Source organism: Halomonas sp. AOP25-F1-15 (assembly GCF_052378675.1).
Classification (GTDB): domain Bacteria; phylum Pseudomonadota; class Gammaproteobacteria; order Pseudomonadales; family Halomonadaceae; genus Vreelandella; species Vreelandella casei.
Genome location: NZ_JBQSXV010000002.1, coordinates 145,247 through 164,648 on the forward strand (window position 1 = coordinate 145,247; position 19,402 = coordinate 164,648).

General features: G+C 55.8%; 18 protein-coding genes. 6 read left to right on the forward strand and 12 right to left on the reverse strand.

Going from position 1 to position 19,402, the window contains the following annotated elements:
• Positions 1–24 precede the first annotated feature (24 nt).
• The 4 genes from ACT3TF_RS04040 to ACT3TF_RS04055 form a co-directional block, all read right to left on the reverse strand.
• On the reverse strand, positions 25–1,665 hold the full coding sequence (locus ACT3TF_RS04040) for a BCCT family transporter (protein WP_444671629.1): 1,641 nt from the start codon (positions 1,663–1,665) through the stop codon (positions 25–27).
• Between the two features lie 106 nt (positions 1,666–1,771).
• On the reverse strand, positions 1,772–2,809 hold the full coding sequence (locus ACT3TF_RS04045; protein WP_444624658.1) for a YcjF family protein: 1,038 nt from the start codon (positions 2,807–2,809) through the stop codon (positions 1,772–1,774).
• Positions 2,806–4,194 (reverse strand): YcjX family protein, encoded by a 1,389-nt coding sequence (locus ACT3TF_RS04050; protein WP_193063402.1) that lies wholly within the window; start codon positions 4,192–4,194, stop codon positions 2,806–2,808. The genes ACT3TF_RS04045 and ACT3TF_RS04050 overlap by 4 nt, the downstream gene beginning before the upstream one ends.
• A 256-nt stretch (positions 4,195–4,450) precedes the next feature.
• Positions 4,451–5,320 carry a D-hexose-6-phosphate mutarotase gene (locus tag ACT3TF_RS04055; protein ID WP_444624660.1) on the reverse strand — a complete coding sequence of 290 codons (870 nt, stop codon included), beginning with the start codon at positions 5,318–5,320 and terminating at the stop codon, positions 4,451–4,453.
• A 138-nt stretch (positions 5,321–5,458) separates the two neighbouring features.
• Here ACT3TF_RS04055 and ACT3TF_RS04060 point away from each other — a divergent pair, with 138 nt between their 5' ends.
• The 4 genes from ACT3TF_RS04060 to ACT3TF_RS04075 all read left to right on the forward strand — a co-directional run bounded on the left by ACT3TF_RS04060 (position 5,459) and on the right by ACT3TF_RS04075 (position 10,285).
• Positions 5,459–5,701, forward strand: coding sequence for a GlsB/YeaQ/YmgE family stress response membrane protein (locus ACT3TF_RS04060; protein WP_096281423.1), 243 nt, complete (start codon positions 5,459–5,461; stop codon positions 5,699–5,701).
• A gap of 175 nt (positions 5,702–5,876) precedes the next feature.
• Positions 5,877–8,342: a DUF1266 domain-containing protein gene (locus ACT3TF_RS04065; protein WP_444671630.1), complete on the forward strand. Its 2,466-nt coding sequence runs from the start codon at positions 5,877–5,879 to the stop codon at positions 8,340–8,342.
• Positions 8,343–8,542: 200 nt separating this feature from the next.
• Positions 8,543–9,064: a C40 family peptidase gene (locus ACT3TF_RS04070; RefSeq protein ID WP_096281419.1), complete on the forward strand. Its 522-nt coding sequence runs from the start codon at positions 8,543–8,545 to the stop codon at positions 9,062–9,064.
• A gap of 30 nt (positions 9,065–9,094) precedes the next feature.
• On the forward strand, positions 9,095–10,285 hold the full coding sequence (locus ACT3TF_RS04075) for an MFS transporter (RefSeq protein ID WP_427046957.1): 1,191 nt from the start codon (positions 9,095–9,097) through the stop codon (positions 10,283–10,285).
• Here ACT3TF_RS04075 and ACT3TF_RS04080 read toward each other — a convergent pair.
• Genes ACT3TF_RS04080 through ACT3TF_RS04100 form a run of 5 tightly spaced genes read right to left on the reverse strand, consistent with a single transcriptional unit; the run spans position 10,278 to position 15,173 of the window.
• Positions 10,278–10,895: an ABC transporter ATP-binding protein gene (locus tag ACT3TF_RS04080; protein ID WP_444671631.1), complete on the reverse strand. Its 618-nt coding sequence runs from the start codon at positions 10,893–10,895 to the stop codon at positions 10,278–10,280. The two genes, ACT3TF_RS04075 and ACT3TF_RS04080, sit on opposite strands and share 8 nt — an antisense overlap.
• Complete coding sequence (locus ACT3TF_RS04085; protein WP_096281412.1) at positions 10,888–11,757, reverse strand: ATP-binding cassette domain-containing protein; 870 nt, start codon at positions 11,755–11,757, stop codon at positions 10,888–10,890. Before ACT3TF_RS04085 ends, ACT3TF_RS04080 begins: the two co-directional genes overlap by 8 nt.
• 34 nt (positions 11,758–11,791) lie before the next feature.
• Positions 11,792–12,592: an ABC transporter permease gene (locus ACT3TF_RS04090; protein WP_096281410.1), complete on the reverse strand. Its 801-nt coding sequence runs from the start codon at positions 12,590–12,592 to the stop codon at positions 11,792–11,794.
• Complete coding sequence (locus ACT3TF_RS04095; RefSeq protein ID WP_444671632.1) at positions 12,589–13,605, reverse strand: ABC transporter permease; 1,017 nt, start codon at positions 13,603–13,605, stop codon at positions 12,589–12,591. Before ACT3TF_RS04095 ends, ACT3TF_RS04090 begins: the two co-directional genes overlap by 4 nt.
• Positions 13,584–15,173, reverse strand: a complete 1,590-nt coding sequence (locus ACT3TF_RS04100) for an ABC transporter substrate-binding protein (RefSeq protein ID WP_444671633.1) — start codon at positions 15,171–15,173, stop codon at positions 13,584–13,586. Before ACT3TF_RS04100 ends, ACT3TF_RS04095 begins: the two co-directional genes overlap by 22 nt.
• Positions 15,174–15,271: 98 nt before the next feature.
• Between ACT3TF_RS04100 and nikR the strand changes: the two genes are divergently transcribed.
• A complete protein-coding gene (gene nikR / locus ACT3TF_RS04105) occupies positions 15,272–15,682 on the forward strand; it encodes a nickel-responsive transcriptional regulator NikR (RefSeq protein ID WP_096281404.1) in 411 nt (136 codons plus the stop codon).
• A gap of 77 nt (positions 15,683–15,759) precedes the next feature.
• Here the strand turns inward: nikR and ACT3TF_RS04110 are convergent, their stop codons facing one another.
• Positions 15,760–16,242: an FKBP-type peptidyl-prolyl cis-trans isomerase gene (locus tag ACT3TF_RS04110; protein ID WP_096281402.1), complete on the reverse strand. Its 483-nt coding sequence runs from the start codon at positions 16,240–16,242 to the stop codon at positions 15,760–15,762.
• 175 nt (positions 16,243–16,417) lie between these two features.
• Here ACT3TF_RS04110 and ACT3TF_RS04115 point away from each other — a divergent pair, with 175 nt between their 5' ends.
• Positions 16,418–16,699 carry a hypothetical protein gene (locus ACT3TF_RS04115; RefSeq protein WP_096281400.1) on the forward strand — a complete coding sequence of 94 codons (282 nt, stop codon included), beginning with the start codon at positions 16,418–16,420 and terminating at the stop codon, positions 16,697–16,699.
• 128 nt (positions 16,700–16,827) lie between these two features.
• On the opposite strand, the gene ACT3TF_RS04120 is transcribed toward ACT3TF_RS04115, so the two are convergent.
• Both ACT3TF_RS04120 and ACT3TF_RS04125 read right to left on the reverse strand, forming a co-directional pair.
• Positions 16,828–17,298 carry an outer membrane lipoprotein gene (locus ACT3TF_RS04120; RefSeq protein ID WP_096281398.1) on the reverse strand — a complete coding sequence of 157 codons (471 nt, stop codon included), beginning with the start codon at positions 17,296–17,298 and terminating at the stop codon, positions 16,828–16,830.
• A gap of 344 nt (positions 17,299–17,642) precedes the next feature.
• Positions 17,643–19,241 carry an isocitrate lyase gene (locus ACT3TF_RS04125; RefSeq protein WP_096281396.1) on the reverse strand — a complete coding sequence of 533 codons (1,599 nt, stop codon included), beginning with the start codon at positions 19,239–19,241 and terminating at the stop codon, positions 17,643–17,645.
• Positions 19,242–19,402: the final 161 nt, after the last annotated feature.

The following is a 19,402-nucleotide window of genomic DNA, read 5'->3' on the forward strand; positions in this document are numbered from 1 at the left end:
GATCTCTCCGCAGGGATGTTCTTTTCAGGAGCGTATCAGACGCAGTTCGCTATTAAGCGCTTTGATGATTGAATAACACATCAGCAGCATCACGATCGAGAACGGAATGGCCGTCGCGGTGACGCCTGCCTGAAGTGCGGTCAGGCCACCGCCGATAAGCAGCACAATCGCTATCAGACCTTCAATGATCGCCCAGAACATCCGCTGTGGGCGGGGGGCATCAATTTTCCCACCGGCAGTGATGGTATCAATTACCAGAGAGCCTGAATCTGACGACGTGATAAAGAAAATCAGCGCCAGAATAATGCCAAGCGTCGACATCAGGCCTGTCAGTGGTAACTCATTCAGCATGCCGAACAGCGAAAGCTCGGGTCTGTAATTGTCGATCACGTACTCTTTGACCAGGCTGGTTGTCGGATCAGCATAGAGCTGTTCAAGCGCCGTTGAGCCAAATACACCCATCCAGATAAAGATAAACAGGCTGGGAACCAGCAATACACAAAGTATGAATTCACGCACCGTACGGCCCTTTGATACACGGGCGATAAACATACCGACGAAAGGTGCCCAACTGATCCACCAAGCCCAGTAGAAAATTGTCCAGGCCTGGCGATAGGCATCGTCGTCACGACCAAAGGGCGCTGATAACGGCAGAAACTCAGTGACATAGGTGGTGAGTCCCGACCAGAATCCGGTTAAGGCTAGCAAGGTCGGACCCGCAAGCAGTACGAAGAAGAAGAACAGGACCGCCAGCACCATATTAATTTCGGAGAGCTTTTTAACGCCCCCCTCTAGTCCACGCCAGACCGAGACCAGAGCCGCCGCCGTGACCAGTACGATCACGATGACCTGGGTCGTGGTGTTTACTTCCATACCGAAGACGAAGTTCATCCCCGCATTGGCCTGCTGTGCCCCTAACCCAAGCGATGTAGCCAACCCAAATAAGGTGGAAAATACCGCCAGGATATCGATCACATGGCCCCACCAGCCCCAGACACGATCACCCAGTATCGGAAAAAATACCGAGCGAATCGAGAAGGGTAGACCCTTATTATAGGTAAACAGACCTAGCCCTAATGCCATGACTACATAAACTGCCCAGCCATGTATACCCCAGTGAAGATAGGTGCCTGCAAGGCCCATCGCACTGGCGTTAGCAACAGCTTCAGGGTTCAGCTCGCCATTGGCGCCGAACGGTGGCTCAATGCCCAGTGGCAGCGAAACGTTGGCATGATAAACCGGCTCCAGTACGCCAAAGAACAGTAGGCCAATGCCAATGCCTGCGGTAAATAGCAGCGCGAACCAGGAGAGGTAGCTATAGTCGGGTCGTGCATCGGCACCGCCCAGCCTGACTGATCCATAAGGCAGAACAACCAGCGCTAAGCAAAACAGAATAAAGAAATCGACCAAAATCATGAAATACCAGTCCAGCGTGCCCGTTGAGAAAGCGACAATGGACTGGAAAATACTTTCCGCTCGTTCGGGAAACAGCAGTGTGAGTATGATGAATGTGGCCGAGGCCAGTGCCGATACCATAAAGACGCGGTTGTGGATATCGAAGCCGATGGGGCCAAACTGCCCCTTAATATTGTCCTGGCCGACGACGTAGTCGGTTTGCATGTCATCTGCAACCGAGTACGGCTCCGACTCATTGGGAGTGCTCATAACCAATTATTCCTCATTGGAGCATGCTAACTAAAACCCCATCATGAAGTTACGCAGCGTTGAATCCCAGCCTGTTGGCGAAAAAAGTTGGCTGCTGTTTACCTTCTCAGCGGCTCTGCGCAACGGTTTCTTTATCTAAGCGCTTGATCTGACGCCACAGGTCTTGGCGTAGATCAGCCAGCCTGGGTTGCTCCTCGGCCGTGAAAGGTATCGGGCGGCAAAGGCGCTGGGCGCGTAGTCCTAAGCGAGCACTCAGCAGCCCGGTGGCGAGCCCTTGCCCCGCACGGGCAGAAAGGCGGCCGGCTAAATCGAGCGAAAGCATATCCATGCTGGCCTCGGTGGCCAATTCACTAGCACCGGCGAAGGCCATATTGTGTAGTACGTTGCGAAACAGCCGCAGGCGGCTGGCATAGCCTAGTTCAAGCCCGTAAAGACGGCATAATCGATCGACCATCGCTAAGCTGCGCCAGGCCACTAGCGCCATATCAACAAGTGTTAGCGGGCTGATCGCCACCATAATCGCGGTTTCACCCGACATGCGGGTAATCAGTCGCTGGGCCTCACGATCACGCGGTGCCAGAAGGTGATAGCGCAGCAGCGTTTGAATTTCTTCCCCACTATGATGAGGCTGGCTGGCGCGTTGAAAAGCCAGCCAGTGGGGATCATCATCGGCGAGCTTGAGCTGGCGTTTAAGCTGCTCAGCCATGGCGAGCGCTTGGCGGGGGGAGCGTAAGGGCAGCTCAGTAAGATCACCGCGCAGTTTGTCGTGGCGTTTTAAGCGACGCAAACGGCCCAGTTCTTTGAGCAGTGAAAGGCTGCCTAAACCAATCAGGCTAATGCCAAATAGCTGCCACGCAATGGCCAGCCACTGAGACTGGGCCAGCGCGTCCGGAATGCCGGTGACCAGCTCTGCCGTACCCAGTCCAGCACTGCCTACTAAGGCAAAAAGCATCCCCCAGCGGCGCTTGCGCGGAGCGCCTAGGCTGGCGGCAGGCAGTGCTTTCTCTTCCGCAACCGGTGCCAGCGGATGATGCTCACTGGTGCCCGCAAAGGCTTCGCGCTGACGCAGAGCGGGGTCTACTTCCGGGGTGTTATCTGGCCTGTCATCCAGCGTGAAGTGACGGCGTGGCTGAGGGGTGGTCATGTCAATTTGTCTCCAATCAGCCAGTCGATGGCGGCGTCCATGCGAATATGATCTAGCGCTTCTGAGTGGCTCTGCATTGGGCGAAAACCTGGAAAATCAAAGCCCTGCTGTTGCCAGAAATCAGCGGTGGGTAGTCTAGCGGGCACATCGCCGGGATAAACCAGCACGTCTTCGCCTTCAAGCGTCGTGCCGCGAAGTGCAGGCGATCGCTTACCTTCGTGAGTCACTTCACGTGCTTCTGTGGCGCGTATCGACGCTAGCGAAAGTGCTTTGACAGGCACGTTGGCGAAGCGCAGATCTTTCAGCGGCTCTGCCAAAAGGGCTTCAAGCAGCTGTATCACGTGACCATGTTGGTCGGGTGTGACGTGATCGGCCTTGGTCGCCGCAATCGCTAGGCGATCAATTCTTGGTGCGAATAGGCGCGTGAGCAGGCTACGCTTGCCGTAATCAAAACTGTGCATTAGTTGGCGCAGCGCGCGGGAAAGGTCTTCAAACCGTTCAGGCCCCGCGTTGAGCGCACCGAGCACATCCACCAGTACAATTTGACGATCAAAGCGGCGAAAGTGATCGCGGTAAAAGGGCTTTACTACCTGCTGTTGATAGTAGCGAAAACGCGCGGCCAGCGTGGCGTAGAGGCTGTTAGCCGGCAATGCTTCTAGCGCCTCTTTGGAAGCGCTTAGCTGCGGCAGAGGGAAAAATTGCAGCACCGGGGCGCCTTCTAGCTCACCCGGCAGCAAAAAGCGGCCTGGCTGAAGATCAGAAAAGCCGGCCTGCTTGGCACGGCGTAATCCTTGCGCGTATTCCTCGGCTAGCGCGGCGAGCTGGGCTTCATCGGCTTCGCTGGCCGGGTCGAGCGATGCCACGGCTGTCAGCCACTCGCTAAATAGGCCGCGGCGTTGTTCGCCCTCATGCATTGCCTGCGCTTGGCTCCAGCTGTAAAAGTCGTGCTGTAATAACGGTAGATCGAGCAGCCATTCGCCGGGGTAGTCAAAAAGATCCAGGGTAAGGTGAGCAATCTCAGGCGTAAGCCAGCCGCTGCGGGCAGGGCGGTAGCGCAGCTGTAAGCGTAATTCACTGATGCCACGGGTGGGTTCTGGCCAGCGTGGTGGCGTATCGCGCAGTGCGGCCATGCCCGGATCATAGGGGAAGCGGGGCACGCCCAGGTCGGGCTGATTAAGCCGCTGTGCGCCGAGTAGACGGCCTTCGCGGGCGGCAGGTAGCAAGTCAAGCCGTGCTTCGATGCCGGCATGGCGTAGCTGATTGACCAGCGAGGTCAAAAAAGCAGTTTTGCCCGCTTGAGAGAGGCCCGTGACCGCTAAGCGCAGCTGGCGATCGCGCCCTCGCTCTAGCAAATTGCTTAGTTCGCGACTTAACGGTTGGCGCATCCTATCGATCCCTTTTATGTTGCTTTCCTACGTTGGCTCTGCCACTCATCGTCAAAGCCGCTATCTATTGTGGCATTCACTAGTCGCAGTATGCGCTATGTGGTCAATCATAGCGCTGGCACAGATTAGCCATGTGTAGAGTAGCCCTGTCTAGATTGACGATGTCTAGATTAACGGTGTCTAGATTAACGGTGTCTAGGTTAATAGCGTCGAGATTAACAGCGTATAGCGTAGCAACACATTGATGAACGGACGATTAACCGCGGCTCAAGGTGGTGCCTAGCAGGTGCTGGGCAGCGGGCACGAGCCAAACAGGGTCCAGGCGCGTATTGGCGGCTTCGACACAGATAAAATGACGTGCTGCCTCGGCGGGGGTATCGCTAGGGAGGTCGTTGTTGGGATGCCATACTACGGTTGAGTCGCTCGACTGCTTGCTGATGCGCAGGCTGCGCTCGCCGTCGCTTAGCAGCACTGCTGCGTTGGTATGATAGATGCGGTCTACCGCCCCCTGAACCGCCAGCGTGCCTTGCTGTTCGCTTTCGGCAAAGTCGCGCAGCTTGTCGAGATAGCGCGCTCCGGAAAGGCCTTCCAGACGGCACTGATGGACATCGGCAACGGCTAGGTAAGTGTGCAGTGCGGCGCTCGTTTTGACCGGCGTTTCGCCAATATTCTCACTAATGAGCTCAACGTTGAGCCGCTGAGCATTCGCTTGAACGACCAGCCGCGCAGTCAACTGAGTATGCAGGCGCTGCTCTGGAGAAAGATGCACTTCAATGCCTTCGGCATGCTCGTCAACGGCGTCTAAGCGCCAGCCGGCGTGGCGTGCGAGGCCATGAAAAGGGCCATCATGATTAGGGCTTTCATCGGCATAGCGTTCGTCGGCAAACCACGGCCAGCAGACCGGAATGCCGCCCCGTATAGCGCCTGGTAACGCCTGCGGCGTGGGCGTCAACCATAGCCAATCAGTGTCTCCCATGGGGCGAAAATGCAGTACATGAGCCCCCTGTAGGCTGATCACCAATTCGCCCCAAGGCATATTGAAAAGTACCACGTCGCGGCCTTCCCACTGGGCCGTTTGTTGGCCCTGTGTGCTGTTAAGCAGCTGTTTGAGCGAGTCGGGGATCATGAGTTTTCCTTTAAAAGTTGCCAAGCATCTATACTGACTAGGCGCAGAACAGTAGCGCTGTGTGCTATGGTAGAACAAGCGCGACGGCTAGGTAAAACGCGTAACTAAAACCTGTAATTGAAATAGTAAGGAGACTATATGGGCTTTATTGCATGGTTAATCATTGGTGGTTTAGCTGGTTGGATTGCTGGCAACATCATGCGTGGTGGCGGCTTTGGCATCCTCGGTAACATTGGTGTGGGTATTGTTGGCGCGGTCATTGGCGGTTTTCTGTTTAGCCTGATAGGCCTTTCCTCAGGTGGCTTCATCGGTTCACTGGTTACCGCAATAGTTGGTGCCGTGGTGCTACTGTGGGTCATTAGTAAGGTCAGAAAAGCGTAGCCATTTAACGGCTCGCTGCATGACAACCGCCTGGCCCTGTGCCGGGCGGTGTTGTTTTACGCCTACCTCTACCCGCGGGCGCCTCTGACTCTCGGTGTTTGCGCCACTTTCCGTTACACTAAGCGGCTTTATTCCAGCTCCTTGCTGGCGACATTGTGTTTTCTCGAGGTGCCTCTTGACCGACGCGTTAAATGCCTGGTGGGCCCAGCAGCTTTTGCTGTGCGATTGGGCGGTTACTTCTCATCCGCTGGCGGTCGACGCAGGAGCGGCGGAGCAGCGCCTGCTGCAATTAGGGATTACCGGGCGTGGAGAGCTGGCTGAACAGCTGTTTCACGGCCTGGGTGCCCCTGCAGGTCGCGCTGACCGTTTACTTGGCGGCCTGGAGTGGGCAGCCCTAGCAGGCGCCGCAGGCTGGCTTGAACCCAGCCAAGCGCAAGCCTGGGCGCACCATTTAACGCGTCGCATCACCAGTGACTACAACGATTTGCGTGCTTGGCTGGCCGACCTGCGTCGTTCGCTAGGTGCACGAGGCTGGGAATTTGGCGCCGACGATCGCTTTATGGATGCCTGCCAGACATTGGCGAACCTTGAAACTAATGGCGAAGGCATTACGTGGGGCTCGCTTGAGCGTGCTTTAAGCCAATGCTCGGCTCCGTCGCCGCTATGGCCCCAGCAGCCTCAGGCGCAAAGCTGGCGGCTATGCGCGCTATTTCGGCCGATCATTGCCTATCCTGCTAGTCAAACGGACTGGCCTGATGCCACCGAGTGGCTGGCCCACGTGTGGGATGTGCGTGATCGTGACGCACTGCTCGGTGCGATGCTTTGGCTCGGCGCGCAGGGCGAGCGTCAGCGCTGGGATATCGAAGCGCGTGAGCTATTGGGTATGGATAATGCGCAGCGCATGGAATGGCAGCGTAGCGTGGTAGAAGAGTCACCCTATGCGCCGGTGTTGAATCAGTTTGTTACCCAAGCCGAGCCATTAGAGTGGGCGGCCTGGGACTGGATGCGTTTGGTGGAACTCGCTTGGGCGGGCGCCTGCTGTGGCTGGCTTAGTCAGGAGGAAGCCGATGACCTGGCGGGCCACGCCGCCGATTTAATTAGTGTCCGCTACCCTGACTGGCAGGCGCTTGTTGATGCCTACGGGCGAGGGCAGAGCCTGTTTGATGGTATTGATCGGCGTGATAAAACGCCCAGCGAACGGCATCAGCTGCTGCTTCATAGCGACCATAGTCCGTGGCAGACTGCACCCAACAAATTGTTAGATGAGACGACGCGCAAGGCCTCGCAAGCTCGTGTTCGTCAGTGGCGTAATACCTCTCATCACTGGCTTTTAGCGCTGGCAGGCGTTCGCGAACCCGATGTCATGCTGCGTCAGATAGATCCTTCCGCCGCGCTTGCCGAAGAGCAGCGCGCCGATGCGGCGCTGTATCTGCAGGAGTCTTTAGATCTTTATGCCGATGAGGGGGCCGGTGCGTTAGCGCGCTACTGGCTACCGGCGCAGGCGCATCACCTCAATCAGCTAGCCGCCGATGCCGTCCACGGCGTGCTGCCACCGTCGCAAAGCTGGTTTGGGCAGCCGACCCCCGAAGAGCTTAAGCAGCGCAATGCGGTTAAGGGTGTCAGCCGCCATGCGGCGACTATTCACATGGCCGAGAAATTCGCTTTCTACCTGCACATGTCGCTGGATAGCGGGCTGCTAGAGCGTGACCCATTAATGGCGTACGCCAGCGAATTGCGCAGCTGCCTGTGTCGTTTTTATCCCAATGCAAAGCGTCTGCTAGAGGCATGGTTTGCCTGGGAAAGCTGCCTGCCAGAGCCTGAGCACGCCTCGCTAATCAATGAAATTATTTGGCACATTGAAGACCCCGGCAGCCTGTTTCACTGGCTGGACTGGCGCCATGATGCATGGTGCGAGCCGGGCAGTCGGCCCACCTTAAGTCACTTCACTGCCATGTCGTTGGTAGGGCCGTTGAATAGCGCCGTATGGAGCGAGCCTCAGCCTGAGAGCGTCCGCGAGTGCGCTGAAATCCGCGAGTGGGTGGACAGCCATTACCATTTGAACAGCGCTGACGATATGCAAGAGTTCCTGGCCTATATGCTGGAGTCTGGCGATCGTCAGGAATATCAGATTAACTACGCGCCCTACACGCTGAACCCCGAGCGGTTGGATGCCGAAATCGCCATTTTGGAGTCCGGCGACTGCGCTGAAGATGAGCGCCATCATTTGCTGCGCTTACGCCGCGTTCGCGACAATGAAGATAGCTGTAATGATGTCGATATGGCGGCGTGGGATATTGCTCAGCTGGTTGACTTGGCGATTGCCGCCCGACAGCTTGGTTGGCTAGACGGTCAAGCCTTTGCGACGGTGCTGGACAGCGCCTACCAGCTGGCCGCGAACCATTACGCGGGCTGGCAGGAGTATGCGAAGGGTATGTACGCAGGCTTCTCGTTTTTTATGGGCGAAACCCCTGAACGCGAAAGCTTTTTAGCCGGTTTTCGTCAGGCGTTAGTGGCCTGGATCTGCGGTGCGCCCGTTTTGGCAGGGCCGTGGGTGAGCCTGGATTTTCCAGGTAATAAACCGCGCCATTTTGCACCCTTACATATCGATACGTTGCCGGGCGATCAACGTACCTTACATTGATGCTCGCCAAACACATGATAACTAGCTTATAGTCGTGCGTTGAAAAAATTAGTTTTGTCATATCATACTCCTATACATGTCTTGAGGTTAATCGCATGGTTGCGTTGCCACGCCCCGCTGTGACCGCTGTCCGTGTTGCAAGTGTCTGTTTTTTAGTTACATTGGTGGCTGGCTGTGCGGGATCTTCTCGACAGAGCAACATGCAAGCCCCTGAGAACTACTTCTCTATGTCGTTGCCGGGAATAGGGGCCAATCCGCAAATGTCGCCGATTGATCCCATCAATGCTCAACTGCTTAGTCAGCAAGTTCCGCCACCAACGGTTGTTCGCGAGGCACTTCTGGCACAGCACCAGCGATGGGCAGGAACGCCCTACCGAATTGGCGGCACGTCAGAAAGAGGCATTGACTGCTCGGCCCTGGTTCGCAATGTTTACCGAGACACTTTCAATTTAGAGTTGCCGCGCTCCACCCGTGGTCAAGTACACGAGGGACGCTCGATCGACCGCCAAGAGTTACAGGCGGGCGATCTGGTGTTCTTCAGTCCCCCGGGCCGCTATAACCACGTGGGCATTTACGTAGGCGATGGCTATTTTCTCCATGCCTCAACGTCAAAAGGGGTAATTATTTCCAGCTTGGATAATAGTTACTGGCAGCGCTACTACTGGCAGGCACGCCGGGCGCTGGAGCCAACCCATTTGGCTCAGTTAGGCAGTAATTTCTAGTAGCCAAACGCCGCTTACTTTAGGAATGGCATGATTGAAGCCAAAACGCGCGCCTGGTGGCGCGCTACCTTGGCGCTTTGCCTGGGTTCATTTCTCGTTTTTATCAATTTATACGCGCCCCAACCGCTGTTGCCAGGGCTAAAAGAGACCTACGATGTCTCTACCCTCGGCGTTAGTCTACTCATGTCGGTCTCGACGCTTTCTCTTGCCTTGGCACTGCTGGTCTTCGGGCCGCTTTCAGATGCTATTGGCCGCGAAAGCATTATGCGTATTACCCTGCTGCTGGCAGGCGGCTGCTCTCTTGCTTTGGCCTTCGCGCCTACTTTTGAAAGCTTGTTACTGCTGCGCTTAGTGCAGGGATTTGTGCTGGGCGGGCTACCGGCCGTCGCGATTGCCTGGATGGGTGATGAGTTTGAAAAGCCCGCACTGCTAAGTGCCGTGGGGCTTTATATCGGCGCTAATTCGCTCGGCGGTATTAGCGGGCGAATTGTGGGCGGTGCCGCCGCCGAGATAGGCGGCCCTACCGCTGCTTTTTTAGCCGTAGGCATCATTACCCTGATTGGCTGCATGGTGTTTTGGCGCCTGCTGCCTAACAGCCGCGCGTTTGTACCCCAGCGTTTTGAGCTGCGTAAAGCGGCCAGTGATCTACTGGGGCATTTGCGTAGCCCGATACTGCTCGCCGCCTATTGCTTGGGTGGCATCAACTTTTTAATCTTTATTAATCAATACAGCTATATCACCTTCCGGCTGGCCGATGAGCCCTACACGCTGGCGGCCAGCGGCCTGGGGCTGATTTTCTTGACCTATCTGGGAGGCACCTTTGGTTCCATGATGTCAGGACGTTTAGCCGGACGTTTTTCACCCGCGACGTGCATGATGGTAGGGGTGATGATCTTGATGCTGGGTACTGCCATCACGTTGTCGGAATCGCTGGTGCTGATTATCGTTGGACTAAGCGTTAACGCCTTTGGCTTTTTCTTAACCCACTCACTGGCCTCTAGCTGGGTGGGACGCTACGCCCAGGGAGCCCGCGGCAGTGCTTCAGCGCTGTATCTGGTGTTCTATTATACGGGGGCAAGCCTTGGGGGTTTCTGGCTAGAGCCATTCTGGCGCTGGGCCGGTTGGTCAGGCGTTGCCGTAGGGTCATGGCTATTGCTGAGCATTACGCTAACGATTGCTTTTGGACTATGGCGTTTCGAACGCCGTCAGGCCGCTAGCTGATAGGCGTAAGCTGAGCATTGCTTAAGTGATAGCGCTGTGTGCATAGCCGTTTCAGTAGCGCGGTATCGTGGCTAATCACCAGCACACCCAGGCGGCGTTGTTCCGCCTTCTGCTTTAAAGCCTGCCAAAGCTCAACCTGAGTGATGGGGTCGAGCATGGTCGAGATTTCATCGGCAACCAAAAAACGCACCCCTGGTGCCAGGGCGCGTAGCACGCAAACCCGCTGTAACTCGCCTCCCGAAAGCGCGTGGGGAAAGCGCGATAGCCAGTGGGGCTGCACGCCAAACGCTTGGCACTGCGCCTCAGAGGGCGCCCAGGCTTCACGTAATATTTTAGCCACCCGCCAGCGCGGATTAACCGCAAGCTCCGGCGACTGCGGTAGCCACTGTACGGGCTGCACGCCGCTTGTGGGAAGTGTCGCATTGTCCAGGATGACATTGCCCTTGTGCGGGGTTAAATAGCCTGCCAGCAGTTGTCCTAGCGTTGATTTTCCCGCCCCAGAATCGCCGCTTAGTCCTACCCACTGCCCAGCCTCTATCGCTAGGGAAACGTTCTGCAGCAGCGGCACCCCGGCTGTAAATTGAAAACTAAGCTGATGCGCATTAAGCAACGCTGATCTCCTGCTGTGCCTTGATGCCGGCGGCTTTATCGGCGATAGATGCTGCGCAAGGTTTGGGGAGCGTAAACGCATTGTCGGGTAGCGCTAGCCACAGCGCCTGGGAATAGGCGTTGGTGAGCGAGCGGCCGGTGCCCTGAAAGGCGTGAGCCGGAGCGGTTTCAATCAGCTTGCCGCTGCGCATAATAGTGACGCGGTCGGCAATCGGTAGAGCGTGGCGAAGATCATGCGTGATTAAAATGACGGTTTTGCCTTGGTCTGCCAAGTCTCTTAGCGCTGCCAGCACGCGCTGGCGCTGATGTGGATCAAGGCCCACGGTAGGCTCATCGGCAATCACTAGCTGCGCCTGGCTAACGTGCGCCATGGCTGTTAGAACGCGGCGTGCCATGCCACCTGAAAGCTCATGAGCGTAGGCCTGCTGGGCGCGAGTATCTAGCCGGTAGTGGTCCAACGCTTGCCGAGCGGATTGCCGGGCGCTTCCCGAAGACTGGCCTGCGCGCTCGGCTGCCCAGGCCACTTGACGCTGGGTGCGTACCAGCGGGTCCAGAGCGTTCAACGATTGCGGGATAAGCGCTAGTTCACGGCCACGCAGCGTTTTCTGGCTTCGTTTGTCGAGAAGTTGCCCTTGATAGCACAGCTGGCCGTTGAGCCGTGCCGATGCTGGCAGCAGCCCCATGATGGCATATGCCAGTAGGCTCTTTCCGGCGCCCGAAGCGCCTACCAATGCATGTACCTCGCCTGTCAAAAAGTGCAGCGATAAGTTATCTAAGCAGGTCGCCCAGCTACGCTTCCACCAGGCGGCATACCCCGTTCCGTAGTGGGGCAGGCGTAGCGATAGCTGTTCAATGGTTAACATGGCAAGCCTCTTATCAGCCGTTGCTTAAAAAGCGCTATAGCGCTCGCCTTAGATTGCTGCCCAGGCGCGCAAAACACAGCACCATGATGAGTAGACCTAACCCAGGAAATACCCCGAGCCACCAATAGCCGCCCGTTAGGTAACGCATGGCTTCAGCCAGCAGTACGCCAACAGCGGGTTGGCTAGGGCTTAGGCCAAAGCCTAAAAACGTTAACGCCGCTTCGTGCAAGATTGCGTGAGGAAATAGCAGTAAAGCGCCGATCAGACAGTGGGGAAGCAGGTGAGGTAGTAAATGGCTATGCAGCACAAACCAGCGTGACTTGCCTAGCGCACGGGAAATGCGTACGTAGGGAGCCTGGCGTAAGTGCAGTAGCTCAGCGCGCAGCACGCGGGCTAAGCTAGGCCAGTGGGTGGCGGCAACTGCGATAATCACTGCCTGAGTGCCTCCGCCAAGGGCAAAGGCGATGAGCATTAATAGAATAAGATGCGGCACGCTAAGCAGCGTATCTATCAGCAGGCTAACCAGGGCATCCAGCCGCCTAGACAGCGCGGCCAATGCCGCCAGGCTTAATGCAATCAGCGTGCTCAGCAGAGCGGCCAGGCAGCCTACCCAAAAGCTAATGGAAAGCCCCGCCAAAGTGCGCGCCCACAGCTCTCGCCCTAGCGCATCGGTACCAAACCAATGAGCAAGGCTCGGCGGTGCTAGCCGTGCATCAAACTGCATCTGCTGCGGAGTGTCTCCCAGCAGCCACTGGCTGGCGATGAGCCCCATAATGAGCAGTAGGGTGATGCCAGCGCTGAGCAGGGCGCGCAGGCGCGGCTGATGGCGGATCATAGGTCACCCAGCTTGATTCGCGGATCGATAACGCCGTAAAGGCTATCGGCCATTAGATTGCCAATGCTGACAAATAGGGCGGTAAAAAGCGCAATGCCTAGTAGGAGCGGAATATCGCTGCGCAGGCCAGCGGCCACCGTGGCCTGACCCAGGCCAGGATAGGCGAATACTTGCTCAATTAAGATAGAGCCGCCAAACAGCTCACCCAGGGATGCAAACGCTAGCGTCATTGCCGGTAAGCATGCATGGCGTATGCCGTGTCGCCACGCCACATCAAGTCGGCTAGCGCCTTGGGCGAAGGCGTGGGTGGCCACCTCTGAGCGCATAAATTCAAGCATGCGGTGGCGCGTGTGCAGCGTTATATTGGCGATGCCCAGCAGTGCCAGCGTGGCAATTGGCAGCACGAGATGATGCAAGCGCTGAGCGAGCGACACCTGCTGACTCAAGATCCCGGTCGGGCCTGCGCAACAAGTGGGCGTCCAGCCCAAAAATACCGAAAACAACAGCACTGCGAGTATCGCCAGCCAAAAAGCGGGGGTAGAGGCGGTGATATAGGCGTATGTGCTGATGATCTTATCCAGCGTTGAGCCCTCCTTGGCGCCTGCCACAACGCCCAGGCTAAAGCCTAGCAGTGCTGACAATAGCCAGGCGCCGCCGAGTAGGGCAATGGAGCGCTGAAAGCGCTGGCCGATGACTTCGCTGACCGGCTGGTTATACACATGGCTCCAGCCTAGGTCGCCGCTCAATAGTTGGCGCAGCCAGTGGCTAAACTGTACGACAGGCGGCGCGTCAAACCCCCAGCGCTGGGCAATTAGCTCGCGCTGTTCAGGGCTAACCTGAGCCATTTGGGGGCCTAAGTAGGCATCAATGGGATCAACTGGCGAAGCCATCATCAGTCCAAATGACACCAATGCCACGCAGAGTAATACCAGTGTGAGGCGCGCTAAACGCTTGGCTAATTCCTGCGCTAATTCCTGCGTTATGAAATTAATCAGTCGCACGTCCAGCGCCATTCAAGCAGATTGCTAGTGATCGGCCAGCCGTGCCCATGCGGGGCGATGCCCAGCTCACCCACATCCAAGCAGCTGTTGGTAAAGTAGACATGCTCAAGATTGACTAGCCAAGCCCAGCTAGCATCACCGCGAACGCCGTAGCCTGTTGTGCCGTCCCACTGGGCTGCGCGCCAGTAGTCGTTGGCTTGTGCAACGCTTTCTGCCGCTTGGGCGGCGTCAAGGTTCGCATCAACCTCAGCATTGGCGTAGAAACCGCTGTTATAGAAACCGTTGCCCGCATGCTGGCTGTGGAAAAGGTAGTAAATCTCTTGAGGGCTGTGGCTGCCAAAGCCAAGCATGATGGCATCCTGGTGCAGCGCCTCACGCTTAATTTCATCCCAATGACGGCCGGTGGGCTGCATGTCTATGCCCAAAGGGCGAACCATCTCAGCGCTAACTTCCGAAAGTAGCTGCCGGGTGGTATCACTTGAAGGGTAGGTGAGCTTGAACCGTGCAGGCAGGCCATCCTTATGGCGCACGCCGTCATCACCCAGCTCCCAGCCTGCGTCGTCGAGAATCTCGGCGGCGAGGGCGAGGTTTGGTGCTGCTATTTGCTCTTCTTCCGCGCTCCAAGGTAGGCCGTCGGCTGGGCCAAATGCCGGCCGACCAAACCCATGAAGCGCCACGTCGACCAATGTGTCGCGGTCAACGGCTAAATTGATCGCCTGGCGAATGGCAATGTCAGCGGTTACGTCATTGCCAATGGGCGCCCCAGAGGCTGCTTGCTCGCCACTCGCTGGCTGCATGGGAAAAAGAATGCCGCGGTTATCGACGCTTTGCATGATGGTTCGATTCATATGCGCCGGCAGGTTGGAGGCCAGTGCGGCAGGGGCTGAGGCGATATCTACCTGGCCCGCATGGGCGGCACTTAGCGTGGTATCCTCAGCGGTAAATAGAAATACCAGTCGTTCAAAGGTGGGTTCGGAGCCGTAGAAATAAGGATTGCGTTCAACAATCAGCTGCTCACCTTCCTGCCATTCAACCAGTTGATAAGGCCCAGAGCCGATAGGATGCCGACCATAGCGCTCGCTGTAGCCGTTGTCGCGCTTGGCACTGGGCACAATGCCGAGTGTCAGCAGCTGGTCGATAAACGTTATACGCGGAGCCTGCAGGCGTAGCGTCACGGTATGGTCGTCAAGCGCCGTGGCTACTTCAAGGGCGCTGAGGTCAGCCCGGCCACCTGCGCGTGCCGCTGTGTTGAAGGTATAGGCAACGTCTTCAGCGGTGAGCGGCGTGCCGTCAGAAAAGCGGGCATCGTCGCGCAGTATGAGTGTCCAGGTCAGTCGATCGTCTGAAAGTGACCACTCGGTGGCAAGCTCCGCCTGTGGCGATAGATCCTTGCCGCGCGAGAGTAGCGTTGACTGAAACAGTGGATTGCCGTACTGGCCCCAACCCAGCAGCGGGTCGAAGCCTTGCTCGGGCTCTCCACCAATCGCCAGGATTAACTGCTCTTTTGCCTGTACGCCACTGGCGACAGCTAAACAACTTAGCGTAATGCCCAGTAAGATAGGCCTAAATGGTTTAGCCATCGCTTGATCCTTTATGTCGTCAGTATGATGTTTTTACAATAACATCATACTGACGACACCGTCAGGATGTGAACAGCCAATCAGCAAAGGGGGCGTGAATGCAGCGTGTAACGGTAACGCTTGACCAGGAGCTTCTCGCAGAAGTGGATACGCTAATGCATGAGCGTGGTTACCAGAACCGCTCTGAAGCGATTCGCGACTTAACGCGCAGCGGTTTAAAGCAGGTGAGGGAAGAGGCTGCGCCCGACGCGCCTTGTATGGGTGCGCTGGTGTATGTTTATGACCATGCAGCCCGGGAGCTGTCTAAGCGTTTAACGCGTCATTCTCACGACCATCATCACCTGATGCTTTCAACGTTGCATGTGCATATTAACCATGACAGCTGCCTCGAAGTTGCTTTGCTCAAGGGCCAGGGGAGCGCGTTAAAACAGTTTGCGGCCGAAGTGATTTCATCAAGAAGCGTTCGTCACGGGCAGCTAATGCTGATCCCCAGTGATGAAGACGCTTAATCGGGGGTTGCTTAATCATAGGCATAAAAAAAGGTGACCCGAGGGTCACCTTTTTTCTGATCGGTATCGCGAGGCACTTAGTGCTCAACGCCACCTTCACCGTGCACGTGGCCGTGCTCAACTTCATCAGCGCTTGCATCGCGGACTTCAGCGATTTCAACGTCAAAGTTGAGATTCTGCCCAGCCAGTGGGTGATTGCCATCAACAACCACCGTATCGCCTTCAATTTTCTTGACGGTAACCATTAGTGGTCCGCCTTGAGTCTGGGCTTGGAACTGCATGCCCGGCTCAATGCTCTCAACGCCTTGGAAGGCATCGCGAGGCACTTCTTGCATCAGCTCTTCTTGCAGCTCGCCGTAGCCTTCGGCTGGAGATACTGCAACATTAAGTTTCTCGCCCGCTGCACGACCTTCAAGCTCCTTCTCAAGGCCCGGAATGATGTTGCCAGCGCCATGGAGGTAGGTTAGCGGCTCACGGCCTTCGGAACTGTCAAGCACTTCACCTGCATCGTTGGTCAGTGTGTAGTGGAACGCGACAACCGAGTTTTGTGCAATTTGCATGGAATAACCTTTAGCTGAGTGCATGTCCCAATATGGTAACGCGTGTGTGCTGGCTTGTCAGGGGGTAAGGGTGCTTTTTCCTATCCAAGCCTTTAGGCGGTGTTGCGCGTTAGGGTGACCAGGGATACCCTACGACCATCACTTTTTCCTTTGCCCTATTATTTTGGAGCACTCAATGACGATTTTTTTTATTTGGCTTATCGCGTTTTGCCTGATTGCATATTTTGTCAATCAGCGCTGGAGCAACGGCGTTAGCCAGGGGCTAGATAAGGTACTGCCCGGCTTTTTGAAAAGTGACGGTGATAACCGTTACCTGTGGGTAATCACGCTAGCGGTGCTGGGCGCAACGACCCTGGTGCAGCCAGTTGAAATGCTGCTGGTGGCGATACTGCTATGTCTTATCGGCTGGGGCGTCTCGGCGCTAGTAAGCTGGGCCGGCAACAAGGCTAACTTTTAAGCATCGCTTGGTAGCACTCGATAAAAAAGCCCGGCCATCATTGATGGCCGGGCTTTTTGCTAACGTTTAACTGCTAGTGAAAAATCGCCTTCAATAGCCGTCACTATTCGTTAGTAGGGCGCAACTAGTTAGTAGGGCGCAACGCTCATGCTGCCGCCATTACCAATCAAACGTACACGCTGCCCCGCTTGGAAAGGATGATCCGCGCGCTGTACAACGACAACGTCAGTGCCATCGTCGCGGCGAATTTCCATTTCTAACGCGGCTACGCGGTTAGCACCGCCTTCCGCTGCAGTGCCTGCTACTGAGCCACCCAGTGCGCCGGCAACGGTGGCTAGCTGGCGTCCTGAACCGCCACCAATTTGGCTGCCCAGAAGGCCACCGATGATAGCGCCACCACCTGTGCCCAGCAGCCCGCCCGCACGGCTTTCAGCCTGAATCTGTACCTGACGAACCGCCGAGATCGTGCCGTAAGTCACGTTTTGGCCCGTTTGCGCTTGGCTTCCGCGATAGACATCGCCAGAATAACCAGACGTATTGGCACAGCCCGCTAGCGTAAGAATGCTCATTGCGGCAACAGGAAGAAGAAGACGTTTCATTAAAACCTCCAAGGTATATCTATTTGAATAACTATTTTGAATGACTATCTTGAATAGCTGTCTTGAGTAACTGTCGCCCGTATAGCTGCTACCAACAGGTAGGCAAAAGGTGGATTGCAGTTATAGAACAGTGTTCGTTAAAGATAGCCGATACTACCACCTTTGACCAGCTATCATCTAAAAAGATCAATGCGTAAAAATAATAGCCCCTAAATAGCTTAGTCAAGAGTGTAACAGCGTATTAAGAAAGCAGTGTGCAAATACTACACGATAACTATAACAGGAGACCACAAGGCCTCCTGTTATAAGCTCCGATAAGCGTATGAATGCATCAAACGTCTATATTAGCCAAACTGATTCATGGTGTTGTCTTTGCCACCGGCTTTGAGCGCGGCATCGCCGTGGAAAAACTCTTTGTGATCATCGCCAATGTTGGAGCCGGCCATATCCTGATGGCGAACCGTGGCAATGCCTTGGCGGATTTCTTGACGCTGCACGCCCTTTACGTATGCCAGCATGCCTTCATCACCGAAGTAACCTTTTGCCAGATTGTCAGTCGACAGGGCGGCGGTGTGGTAGGTGGGCAGCGTGATTAAGTGGTGGAAAATACCCGCATCGCGAGAAGAATCACGCTGGAAATTGCGGGTCCATTCATCGGCCAGTTGGCCAAGCTCGGTGTCGTCGTACTCGGCGCTCATCAGTTTTTCACGCTGATACGCCGCTACGTTTTTACCTTCTTCTTGCCAAGCATCAAACACCTGCTGGCGGAAGTTGAGCGTCCAATTAAACGAAGGTGAGTTGTTGTAAACCAACTTGGCATCCGGCACGACATCACGGATACGATTCACCATGCTAGCAATTTGCCCAACGTGGGGCTTTTCGGTTTCGATCCACAGCAGGTCCGCACCATTTTGCAGGCTGGTGATGCAGTCCAGAATAACGCGATCCTCGCCAGAGCCTGGCTTGAACTGATAGAGGCCTGAGGCGAGCCGCTTAGGTTTAACCAGCTTGCCGTTCTGTTTGATGACGACATCGCCGTTGTTGATGTCGGCAGCGTTTTCAATCACATCACCGTCGATGAAGCAGTTGTACTGGTCGCCGAGATCACCGGGTTCACGCGTAACGGCAATTTTTTGTGTCAAACCGGCGCCCAGTGAGTCGGTGCGCGCCACGATCACGCCGTCGTCGATACCCAGCTCTAAAAAGGCGTAACGCACGGCGTTTATTTTGGCTAGGAAGTCTTCATGGGGGACGGTGACTTTGCCGTCCTGATGACCACACTGCTTCTCATCAGAGACCTGGTTTTCTAGCTGGATACAGCAGGCGCCCGCTTGGATGAATTTTTTGGCCAGCAGATAGGTGGCTTCCGCATTGCCAAAGCCTGCATCGATATCGGCAATGATCGGCACGATATGCGTTTCATAATTGTCGATTTTGCTGATCAGGCGCTGTTCTTCCTCACGACTGCCCGCGTCTTTAGCATCGCCCAAGGCGCGAAAAAGATGGTTCAGTTCCCAGGCATCGGCTTGTTTCAAGAACGTATAAAGTTCTGCAATGAGATCTGCGACCGAGGTCTTTTCGTGCATCGACTGATCAGGCAGTGGGCCGAACTCGGAGCGGAGTGCGGCGACCATCCAACCAGAAAGGTAGAGGTAGCTACGTTTAGTGGTACCAAAGTGTTTTTTGATCGAAATAAGCTTCTGCTGGCCAATAAAGCCGTGCCAGCAGCCAAGCGATTGAGTGTACTGCGCAGTGTCCGCGTCATAGGCGGCCATATCCTCACGCATGATTTTAGCGGTGTAGCGAGCAATGTCGATGCCGGTATGAAAGCGGTTTTGAGCCCGCATTCGGGCGGCGTACTCAGGTTTAATGGCTTCCCATTTGCCGCCCTGTGCTTCGCGTAGTTGGGCCATGGCTTTGATATCGTCGAGTAGTCCTGACATGAGCATACCCTCTTTAATGATGGCTTGAGTCGTAATGGTCTTGCGCAAATTAGCAACGCATTGCCTTAACGCTGCAGTGCAACAACTATCGGTGAGTATGCTCAATTCAACAATTGACACTTGGGTGCACAGGGCGTTGTAACCCGACAACAGGGGGGTAG